Source organism: Bradyrhizobium sp. (assembly GCF_016462955.1).
Classification (GTDB): domain Bacteria; phylum Pseudomonadota; class Alphaproteobacteria; order Rhizobiales; family Xanthobacteraceae; genus Bradyrhizobium.
On sequence record NZ_JAEMSD010000581.1, the window covers coordinates 1 to 1925 of the forward strand.

The following is a 1925-nucleotide window of genomic DNA, read 5'->3' on the forward strand; positions in this document are numbered from 1 at the left end:
CTCCGGGGACTTACAATCTCCGCATTCCGCGCTAAACAGGGCCGGCCGATAGGGGACCTTGTATGCCACTCGCCGCCGCGCCACGCCTGCTGACCGCCCTAGGTCTCGCCCTCGCTCTATCCGCCTGCTCGGCGCGCTACCAGACGCCGGTGGCGGTGGGCGGCGACGATGACGACGCGGTGTGCCAGAGCCGGGGCTACGCGCAAGGCTCGCCTGAATACGTGGCCTGCCGCAAGGACCGCGACGTCCAGCGCAGCGGCGCCATCGCGCGCGCCGACCGCCGGCAGCGCGATCTCGGCGAGTACATGCTGAACAATCCCGTGCGGCCGTAGCGGTCTAAGCGCGTTTGCACGTGCCGAGCTGAAACGATCGCGGTTCTCCGCGGCCAATGTCGCGCGCGCCCACTCGAGTACCGTGCAAGTCCCTCGCATTGTCGTCTGCCGTGGCAGATGTGCAACGCCGGACCTGATTCATGGCGCGTCAGTCCAATTTTGATTCAGGTCAAATCCGAAGACGCCCTGTTTCTGCTCTGACAGCTGTGATCGCGCAACGGGGCGCGCATGGCTCTCAAGGGGAATTCAATGCGAAGGACTATTCGAAATGCCGCACGGATCGCAGTGCTCGCCGCTGCGTTCGGCGGCGCGCTTGCATCGGCGCAAGCCGCGGATCTGCCGGTCTATACCAAGGCGCAGCCGAAGGTGGAGGCGTGGAATCCCTGGATGATCCGTCTGCGCGTCCTCGGCGTTTTGCCGGACGGCGGTGGTAGCACGGTCAATGTGACGGGCGTGCCCGCCCTGTCGTCGCCGAACTCGGGCCTTCACATCAGCGACCAGGTCGTCCCCGAGCTCGACATCTCCTATTTCTTCACCCCGAACATTGCGGCCGAATTGATCCTCGGCGTCACGCGGCATCACCTCACCGGGTCTGGCACGCTCCAGGGGCTCGACATCGGCAAGACTACGCTGCTGCCGCCGACGCTCACCCTGCAATACCACTTCACCAATTTCGGCGCCTTCAAGCCCTATATCGGCGCCGGCGTGAACTACACCGTGTTCTTCAACAATTCGGCGTCGAACATCCCGTTCGGCGGCCTCACTGTTACCAACCTGCATGTCAGCAACGCCTGGGGCGGCGCCGTGCAATTCGGCTTCGACTACATGCTTGACAAGCATTGGGGCCTCAACGTCGACGTGAAGAAGCTGTGGCTCCAGCCGAACTACTCGGCCACGGTCAACGGCGCGATCCCGGTCACCGGTACCGCGCACATCGATCCGTGGCTGGTCGGTGCGGGTGTGACCTACAAGTTCTGAGGCGCTTGCGGCGTTAGTCTCGACGCCTGCGATCTCACACGAAAAACGCGGCAGGTTTCCCTGCCGCGTTTTTTTCGCGCGGTCGATCGTCGAAGGAGGAAATTACTCCTCCTCTTCCTCGTGTTTCTTGCCGCCGAGCGTCTTCAGCTTGGCGAACACGGCATCGACATTGAGGTCGTCGCTGGACTTCTCCGCGGGCTCGTACTCGTCCTTGCGGGTGGTCTCTGAGGCCGGCAGCAGGGTGGCGCCGCCATAGGCCGCGTCGATCGGCTTTTCCTTGGCGGCGCGCTGCACCTCGAAATCGAGCTCGATCTGCGAGCAGAGGCCCAGCGTGACGGGGTCGATCGGGGTGAGCTGGGACGTGTTCCAGTGGGTGCGATCGCGCACGCTGGCGATGGTGCTCTTGGTGGTGCCGACGAGCCGCATGATCTGCGCGTCCTTCAGCTCCGGGTGGCTGCGCAGCAGCCAGAGAATGGCGCTCGGGCGCTCGTGACGGCGCGAAACCGGGGTGTAGCGCGGGCCCTTGCGCTTGGGCTGGGGCGGCAGCACCACCTTGCTCTCCTGCAGGCGGAGCCGGTAATCCGGGTTCTTCTCGCCCTTCTCGATCTCCTCGCG

The 1925-nt window shown here is 64.6% G+C and carries 3 protein-coding genes; 2 read left to right on the forward strand and 1 reads right to left on the reverse strand.

Going from position 1 to position 1925, the window contains the following annotated elements; genetic code table 11:
- Positions 1–62: 62 nt before the first annotated feature.
- On the forward strand, positions 63–332 hold the full coding sequence (locus JHD07_RS34850; RefSeq protein ID WP_291630429.1) for a hypothetical protein: 270 nt from the start codon (positions 63–65) through the stop codon (positions 330–332).
- 249 nt (positions 333–581) lie between these two features.
- A complete protein-coding gene (locus JHD07_RS34855) occupies positions 582–1310 on the forward strand; it encodes an OmpW family outer membrane protein (RefSeq protein ID WP_291630431.1) in 729 nt (242 codons plus the stop codon).
- 102 nt (positions 1311–1412) lie between these two features.
- Here the strand turns inward: JHD07_RS34855 and JHD07_RS34860 are convergent.
- The coding region (locus JHD07_RS34860; RefSeq protein ID WP_291630434.1) for a cell cycle transcriptional regulator TrcR at positions 1413–1925 on the reverse strand (513 nt) is incomplete at its 5' end.

Coding starts and splice junctions, on each gene's coding strand:
- JHD07_RS34855 (WP_291630431.1), top strand. CDS start 582: ATGCGAAGGACTATTCGAAATGCCGCACGGATCGCAGTGCTCGCCGCT.
- JHD07_RS34850 (WP_291630429.1), top strand. CDS start 63: ATGCCACTCGCCGCCGCGCCACGCCTGCTGACCGCCCTAGGTCTCGCC.